Source organism: Oleiphilus sp. HI0080 (assembly GCF_001635135.1).
Genome location: NZ_LWFU01000253.1, coordinates 1 through 8909, shown reverse-complemented (window position 1 = coordinate 8909; position 8909 = coordinate 1). Strand labels below are relative to the sequence as shown.

At 48.9% G+C, this 8909-nt stretch carries 5 protein-coding genes; 2 read left to right on the top strand and 3 right to left on the bottom strand.

Going from position 1 to position 8909, the window contains the following annotated elements:
- Positions 1 to 1889, bottom strand: a 1889-nt coding sequence (locus A3751_RS02715) for a YgiQ family radical SAM protein (protein ID WP_197466131.1), incomplete at its 3' end; no start/stop codon positions are given.
- A 92-nt stretch (positions 1890 to 1981) separates the two neighbouring features.
- Between A3751_RS02715 and A3751_RS02710 the strand changes: the two genes are divergently transcribed.
- Positions 1982 to 2644, top strand: a complete 663-nt coding sequence (locus tag A3751_RS02710) for an NTP transferase domain-containing protein (protein WP_068451799.1) — start codon at positions 1982 to 1984, stop codon at positions 2642 to 2644.
- Between the two features lie 14 nt (positions 2645 to 2658).
- Here the strand turns inward: A3751_RS02710 and A3751_RS02705 are convergent, their stop codons facing one another.
- Together A3751_RS02705 and A3751_RS02700 are read right to left on the bottom strand one after the other, a co-directional pair.
- The gene (locus A3751_RS02705) at positions 2659 to 4059 is read right to left on the bottom strand and encodes a response regulator (protein WP_068451797.1); all 1401 of its coding nucleotides are present in this window, start codon (positions 4057 to 4059) and stop codon (positions 2659 to 2661) included.
- A gap of 81 nt (positions 4060 to 4140) precedes the next feature.
- Positions 4141 to 5430, bottom strand: coding sequence for a PEGA domain-containing protein (locus A3751_RS02700; RefSeq protein ID WP_068451795.1), 1290 nt, complete (start codon positions 5428 to 5430; stop codon positions 4141 to 4143).
- Positions 5431 to 5842: 412 nt separating this feature from the next.
- Between A3751_RS02700 and A3751_RS02695 the strand changes: the two genes are divergently transcribed.
- Positions 5843 to 8755 carry an insulinase family protein gene (locus A3751_RS02695; RefSeq protein WP_068451805.1) on the top strand — a complete coding sequence of 971 codons (2913 nt, stop codon included), beginning with the start codon at positions 5843 to 5845 and terminating at the stop codon, positions 8753 to 8755.
- Positions 8756 to 8909: the final 154 nt, after the last annotated feature.

Here is an 8909-nt window from a genome sequence, read left to right as displayed (position 1 = left end):
GGCATCTTTTCACTCTTGTAGTCAACGCGATGCAGCGGGTCTTTCTCTGTATGGTACATCGCCGTTGCACTCGCCATTGGTGACGGGTAAAAGTTTTGAACCTGATCCGCCCTAAATCCATTGCCCTTTAGCCAAAGAGCGAGGTTTAACATATCCTCATCCCGCGTTCCCGGGTGCGCCGCAATAAAATAGGGGATAAGGAACTGCTCTTTCCCTGCTTCTTTGGAAAACCGGTCGAACATTTCTTTAAAGCGATCATAGGTGCCCATACCAGGCTTCATCATCTTAGAGAGAGGGCCATTCTCGGTATGTTCGGGCGCGATTTTCAGGTAGCCCCCAACGTGATGTGTGACGAGCTCCTTCACGTATTCCGGATCTTCCACGGCAAGGTCGTAGCGCAAACCAGAGGCCACAAATATCCTTTTAACGCCGGTCAATGCTCGGGCACGACGATACAGGCTGGTTGTTGCAGAATGATCGGTCTTGAGGTTTTTACAAATGGTCGGATAAACGCAGGATAATCGATGGCACTTCGCATGAATCTCATCAGACTTGCAGTTTAAGTGATACATGTTGGCAGTCGGCCCGCCAAGGTCCGAGATAATACCTGTAAAACCAGGTGTTTTGTCGCGGATCGCTTCGATCTCACGAATCACGGAGTCCTCTGATCGGCTCTGAATCACGCGCCCTTCATGTTCTGTGATCGAACAGAAAGAACAGCCACCAAAACAGCCACGCATGATGTTGACTGAGAAACGAATCATCTCATAGGCCGGGATGCGGGCATCGCCATAGCTTGGGTGTGGTACACGCTGGAAATTTTGCTCGAACACCATGTCGAGCTCTTCAGTCTCTAAAGGAATTGGTGGAGGATTCATCCAGATGTAGCGGTCGCCATGCTTTTGAACAAGCGTGTGTGCATTTGCAGGGTTTGTTTCGATATGAATCACTCGTGACGCATGCGCATACATAACCGGGTCTTTGGTGACTTTTTCAAATGCGGGCAGCTTTATATATTCTTTTGCTTTGCCACCGACAGGCCAGAAGCGAAGAACGTGCGTGTCTTCATCCACTTCGCCAGAACCATCGTTTGCACTGTTAGCGCAATCGCCACCTTTGCCGTTTTCAGTGGTATCGATATACGGGCTTGGAATTCGATCGACCTTTCCGGGCTTATCTAGACGGGTCGAGTCTTTTTCCAACCAGTCTTCGGGTAATTCATTTACTACGATGGCTGTGCCGCGAATATTGGTCATCTCTTTTGGTGACTCGCCGCGGGAGATGCGATGTGCAATTTCAGCCACTGCGCGCTCCGCGTTACCATAAAGAAGTATGTCGGCTTTTGAATCAAGAAGTACAGAGCGACGAACTTTGTTTGACCAATAATCGAAATGCGCAAGACGACGTAAACTGGCCTCTATACCGCCAATAACGACAGGCACACCTTTAAACGCTTCGCGGCAGCGCTGGCTATAGACAGTTACTGCGCGGTCGGGACGCTTGCCGCCAACATTGTCTGGTGTATACGCATCATCATGTCGGATTTTTAGATCTGCCGTGTAGCGGTTGATCATTGAGTCCATGTTGCCTGCGGATACTGCGAAAAATAGATTGGGTTTGCCAAGCGCCTGGAAAGCGTCTTTGGAGGTCCAATCCGGTTGGGCAATGATACCTACGCGAAATCCTTGGGATTCGAGTAATCGACCAATGACCGCCATACCAAAACTGGGATGGTCAACGTAAGCATCGCCGCAAACAATAATAACATCACAGCTATCCCACCCGAGTTCGTCCATTTCCTGACGTGACATCGGTAAAAAAGGCGCGATACCATAGCATTCGGCCCAGTATTTCGGGTAAGAGAATAGGTGTTTGTCTGCTTTCATCATGAGTGCCTGATTTAAGAGTCGCGCATTTTACATGCTCCTAGGCGAGAGACCTAGTGGTAAACCAATTAAAATAGAACAAAAAGTAAACAATTGTGGGTTCAAACTTGGTTTCAGTTATTGTCCTTGCCGCTGGTGAGGCTCGACGATTTGGTTCTCCGAAGCAACTTGCCCTGCTTGGCGATAAAACATTGCTCGATCACGCAGTGCAGAGAAACCGGGAGCTCGGCGAATTGATGTCAGCCTCCGCTCCTACTTTGCGTAAGGTTCTTGTGCTGGGGGCACACTATGATCAGCTGCTACCGCATGTTTTGATGGAGGATTGGTCGCGTGTTACCTATGCTGAACATTGGCAGAGGGGCATGGCAGAATCGCTTAAAGTGGGTTTTGATGCTGCGCAACATGATGCGTTGAATGCGGGACTTGTGCTGAACGGCGTGGTGGTTTGTTTGATTGATCAGCCTTTGTTGCAAGCGAGCTCTTTGTTGCGACTTGTCTTAAAAGGGGGAGCTTTAGATGAGATTTCATGCGCCGCTTATGATGGCAGCGTCGGAACGCCCGCTTACTTTCCAAGCAACGAGTTGCGGCGGTTTGATGTGTGGTATGAGCATCTGAGAACGGTAGATCAGACGACGGACGGAGCAAAGCGCTTTATTGCGTCGAGGCCACATCATGCTATGAGTCTTGGTGAGGAATTGGATGATATCGATACGAAGGAAGATCTTGCGCGGCTCAAAAATCGACTCGCGCAAGACTAGCTAATACTCAGCTACTAGAACAAACCACTTATTGCCGCAATGCCTGCTGCGAATACACCGATACTGATCGCCATGGCGTAGCCATAGAACTTGGTGCTTTCTCGTTTTTGTCGACGGAGGAAGGAGTCTATCGCTTGTTCTGCAACATCTTCCGCAGTTTGGCGGGACATGTCATGGGCCTGTTGTATTGCTTCAGCCTGCATTTTTTGCCAGAAATCGGTGTCGATTTGTTGCGCACTCTGGAGTTGTTCTTTCAACTCGTCAAAGTCTGGCGTGAGCGCTGCCTGAGTATCAATCTGCTTCACAAGATCTGTTTTGAGCTCTTTCAACTGAGTGCTGATGAATAGGCTGACTTCGGTTGCTATTTCATCTTTGATTGCATCGGTTTTGTCCTTGATGCTTTTCTCATGCTCTGCCATAACGCGCTCGAGCAGCGTTTTTTGCTCGATACTAATGTCTGTTACAACGCGCTTGAAGTGTTCATGCTGGTCATCAAACAGTCCTGCGAGCAATTCATGCAGGCGGTTGTTAACACTAGTGCGAACAGCTGATCGAGCGACGTCCGCGATCACATCGTGAGGTACCTCTGCTGCCGGTACGGGAGCAGGAGCAGGGCGGGGACTGACAGGAGGTGTGACTGAGAGAGTGGGTTCAGTGGGCGCGGTATCTGGATTAGCTGAAGGTTCTTGATCAGCTGAAGGTTCTTGATCAGCTGAAGGTTGTTGACCTGCTGACGGTTGTTGATCCGCTGAAGGCTCTTGACCTGCTGAAGGCTCTTGACCCGATGAAGGCTCCTGACCCGCTGAAGGCTCGTCACCTGGGTAGGGCTCTTGGATTTCCGGTAGCTCTAATTCAATACTCTCAGACTCTAGCTCGACGGATTCATCAGATGACGGTGCTTCAATGCCCAAATCTTCATCGGCCAAGGTAAGTTCGTCATCAAGCGTCAACTCCGTGAGTGAGGCGGTGGAGGCGAGCTCGTCCGTCAGATCACTTTCACCGAGAGTTTCTTCTTGCGGATCTGCTGTAACGGCATTTGCCATACTTTCATCAAGTTGACTGATGAGTTCTGATACGCGATGTGGCTCAGCCGGTTTTGTGAGCACATCATAGATGCCCTTTTTGGTGACTTCTTCTGAAAACTCATCCGATTTTTTTGAGGTACACATGATGACCGGAACGTGCTCAGCGCTGGGCATAGCTTTAATTTGCTTCGCTGCATCCACACCATTCATGCCAGGCATGAGCTGATCCATGAAGATAACATCGGGCACGTTACCATCGATCACGGTCTCAATCGCTTCTTCGCCTGAGCCCGCCATGGTGACGTCTAAATCCATCTTCTCGAGCAATTTGCGAAGAGCAAATCTTGCGACCTTGGAATCATCAACGATTAAAGCGCTCTTGATTGTCATGCTTAACCTCTTTTCTTGGCTGGGCCTGATGCCCGCTTATCAAAATTATGTCTTTCGTTTTGGCTGTTTGGTCGAAAAAACTTACCAACCATCGAGCTTTGGGCACTCAGTGGCGCGATAGCTTTTCGGTCGGTAACAAACGCCGGGTTCTGAGGAGCGCGCTGTAAATACTTCACCCTCCGCTGTCGTGAGTGTCACCTTGCCGAAGGGCTCGCCGTCTTTAAATGTGCCGCTGATCTTACTGCCGTTCGGGTTTAAGATTTCGCCCTTGCCGTGATAAAGGCCCTCGATAAACTGGCCCTCATATTTCTTGCCATTGGCATACACTTCAACACCTTTTCCGTGGAATAGACCGTTTGAAAAAGAGCCTTCATAGGTGCCTCCATCTGGATAGGTTAGAGTGCCATTGCCATGAAATAAGTTGTCACTAAAACCGCCTACATAAAGCATTCCGTCGCGCGTAGTAAGCGAGCCTTGGCCATTTAGCTCACCGCCAATCCAGTAACCTGTGTAGATGTCGCCATTTGCTTTGGTGAGTGTGCCATCACCGTTAAACTCATCATTTGAAAACTGCCCAATATAGGTGTCTCCCGTGGAGTTAACAAAAGTGCCGTTCCCTTTACGCTCGCCTTCAAACCATTCGCCTTGATAACGAGAGCCGTCGCCATATCGCGCAGAGCCATAACCATGGAACTGGCCATTTACGAAGGAGCCTTGGTAGTCAATACGAGCGCCGTCTAGGTATCTCCCTTCGCCTGTTTGAACACCGTTTTCCCAAACACCGTTGCGGTAATTAACGGTCGTGAATTTTTGTAGTTCAGCAACAATCGTTTGTTCGCTTCCGCGTGTGATATAAATGCTTTGCCGCCAATTCTGAAAGCCACCTTTGGTGACCTCGACTTCATATGTGCCGGGATTTAGCTCAACCTCTAACGCACTCGAGCCATATGGTTTGCCATTAATCAACACCGTGTCGCCATAGACATTGGATCGAACCGTCAGCGAGCCTGTCGATTTTACCTGCTCAGGCTGAGGCTTGTTTATTTCTGGCTTAGATGGCTCGCTGCTTGCTCGATCAACCACTGACGGCGTCTGGCCTTCGGGAAGCTGGTCTACGAAGATCGGAGACTCGGATTCAGTATGCTTTTGCTCAGGCTGAGGGTTCAATGTTTCTTGCTGCGAAGGGTTGTCACTCACTGTGAGATCAGGTGTTGAGGCGCTGTCAGAGTGAGTGGCGTCAGCCGCTGTATCGGTAACCAGACTCTGCTCGGTATTCTGAGCGGCATTTTCTTGCAGCTGGACAAAACCGGCGCTTGCAAGCAAGAGAAGCATTAGAAAGTTAATGAAAGCTAAAGGTCTTATGTCGACCATGAATTGTTCCTGTTATAGCGAATACACACTCGATTATTACGAGACTACGTTTGTGTTCGGCTTAGTCGATAAGGGCGGGGCTAAAAACTTTCACTCCGCCAAGCTCGACCTGTAAATTGTTGAGGCCGAGTATTATTAAGTGATTACAAAGATTCTAGACCTAAAGTATTGATTTTTCTTACTAAGACCGAAGTTTTGCTTGTTTGTTCACAAAACCATGCGTTTTGAGCGAATCAGGCTCATGGCTACTTGAACTTAGCGAGTTCGTCACTATAACCAAAGCATCTTAGCGAGTATTAACTTGAAACTGTTGAGCACGAAGCTCAAAGTGACTGTTTTAAAGTTGATAAGACATGCTCCGCTGTCGGCACCTCAAGGTGTTGTGCGGCTTTCCACAAGGTATATTTTTGACATGAGTCACCCCCAGTTTGAACTAGTTAAATCCCAACGTATTGAGTCTCTAGCTGTTGATGCGCAGGAGTTTGTGCACCGTCAAACGGGCGCTCGACATTTGCATTTCGCTTCGAAGAATGATGAAAACGTCTTCCTAGTGGGCTTGAAGACTGTTCCAACGGACAATACAGGCGTGGCGCATATCTTAGAACATACAGCGTTATGCGGAAGCGAAAAGTATCCGGTTCGCGATCCGTTCTTTATGATGATTCGGCGCTCACTGAATACCTTTATGAACGCGTTTACTAGCAGTGATTGGACAGCTTATCCCTTTGCGAGTAAGAACAAGAAAGACTTCAATAACTTGCTTGAGGTGTACCTCGATGCGGTGTTCTTCTCTCGACTTGATGAGATGGACTTTCTACAAGAGGGTCACCGGGTAGAGTTTCAAGAGCCCGACAATGCTGATTCTGATCTGGTTTATAAAGGTGTCGTTTACAACGAAATGAAGGGGGCAATGAGTTCGCCCACAAGCCAGTTGTGGCAAATGCTAACACGCCATGTGTTTCCGACATCAACCTACCACTACAACAGTGGCGGCGATCCGGAGCATATTACGGATCTGAGTTATGAGCAGCTCAAGGCTTTCTACAAGAAGCATTATCACCCAAGCAACGCGGTTTTCATGACCTTCGGGGATATTCCTGCTGAGGAGCATCAGGCCAAGTTTCACGATAACGTATTAAGTCGCTTTGAACGATCTGATGACCTGCCTGTGGTGAGTGATGAAAAGCGTTACTGCGCGCCGATCACGGTGATTGAGAACTATCCGCTTGAGGAAAGTGAATCTACAGAACACAAGACGCATATTGTGATGTCTTGGTTGTTGGGTCGCAGCTTTGACCTGGAGAGTAACCTTGAGGCGCATCTGTTATCCAATGTTCTGTTTGAAAACTCCGCGGCGCCTTTACAAAAAGCGTTAGAGCAAACGGATCTTGGGCATGCACCATCGCCAATGTGCGGCCTGGAAGATTCCAACAAAGAAATGCTCTTCGCGTGTGGCATCGAGGGTAGTGACCCCGATAAAGTCGCTGAACTTGAGCGCTTGGTGCTATCTGTTTTGGATGACGTTGCGCTGAACGGTGTCGCGCAGGAGCGACTAGAGGCGGTTTTGCATCAGTTGGAGTTGAGTCAGCGCGAGATTTCCGGTGATTCATATCCTTATGGGCTACAGCTTATTTTGGCCGGGCTATCGCCCATGCTGCATGGCGGCGATCCGGTGGCTTTGCTTGATCTTGATCCCGTGCTCGATCGTCTAAGAGAGCAGATTAAAGACCCTCAATACATTCAGAAGCGTGTTCAGAAATTACTTCTCGACAACGCGCATCGCGTAACCTTGATCCTAAAGCCCGATCAGGGTTACGAAAAGGTTCGTCATGATTTAATGCTTCATGAGTTGGCGGACAAAAAAGCGGCCTTAAGTGAGGAAGGTGTTAAAGAAGTCATTGCCAAAGCCGCAGAGCTAAAAAAGCGGCAGGAGAGCAAAGACGATGAGTCGATTCTTCCCAAGGTTGGTATTGAGGATGTTCCCGTTGAACTTTACTCGCCAACGAGCAAGACACTGTCAGGTTCTGATGAGCAGATAAAGATTACCGGTTACGAGCAGGGAACGAATGGTCTCGTGTATACGCAAGTCATTTTTGAATTGCCAGAGCTCAGCGCTGAGGAACAAGCCTTATTGCCGATTTATACTGCGGTTACGACGGAGCTTGGTGTGGGTGATGCGAGTTATCTCGAACTGCAAAATCAGCAGTCGGCATCAACGGGAGGTGTGCACGCTTTTACTTCGGTAAAAGGAGATATCGACGACGTACAAAATGTCAGTGGGGTGCTGGTGTATTCAGGTAAGGCATTACGTAGGAATGCAAGCGAGCTCATGTCATTGATTCATGATTTTATTCGCGACGTGCGTTACGACGAAGTAGAGCGCATTCGTGAAGTTGTCGCGCAGATGCGTGCACGTCGAGAGCAATCTGTTGTTAACGGTGGTCATAGTCTCGCAATGGGCGCGGCTTCAAGCAAGCTTAGTCCATCTGCAAACCTAAGTTACCGTTTGGGTGGTTTGGCCGGCATTAAGGCCTTGAAGACACTAGATGATGGCTTAAAAGATGAGCAGGCTCTAAGAGATTTGTCTAGCCAGCTAAGTCGTATACATAAGAAAGTCACGCAGATGCCGCGCCAGTATTTGGTGGTCGGTGAGGCCGACGCGCTGGAAGAATTGAAAAGCCTGATCGGCGAAGAATCATTGAGCGAGCCAGAGAATGTATCTGAGTTTTCGCTTCCTCCCTTACGAGAACAGGCGAGGGAAGCATGGATCACCAACACTCAAGTCAACTTTTGCGCCAAGGCTTTTCCTAGCGTAGCAGTTGAGCACTCTGATGCACCTGCTCTAACGGTCTTGGGTGGCTTTCTACGCAATGGGTATCTTCACCGTGCGATCCGTGAGCAAGGCGGAGCTTACGGTGGAGGCGCGAGTCAAGATAGTGCAAGCGCATCCTTCCGATTCTTCTCATATCGTGACCCGCGTTTGACCGAAACCCTAGATGACTTTGATGCTTCCGTCGCATGGTTGCTTGAAACTGAGCATGACCATGAGCAACTAGAGCAGGCCATTCTTGGTGTCATTTCTCAGATCGATAAGCCGCGTTCACCTGCTGGTGAAGCGAAGGGGGATTTTCATAGTTTGTTGTTTGGTCGCACGAAAGAGCAGCGAGCACGTTTTAGGGAGCATGTTCTCTCTGTCACCATGGATGACTTGAAGCGTGTAGCGCAAGAGTATTTGAAATCTGAGGTGGCGAGTGTAGCCGTTGTCTCAAATGCGGCGAACGAATCTGTCTTGAAAGAGCTCGGCTTAGAAATCCACGAGCTTTGATTATCCGCTAGATAATCAAACAGCTAGCCAAATGTCGGCTAGCTGTTTGATTTTGCTTACTTCATCGTAATTACGAGATCTTAGATGTTTTTGGGCTAGGTGATTGGAATCATCGTCCATATCCCGGCCATGAGTAGGCTGAGTCCTGCAAATT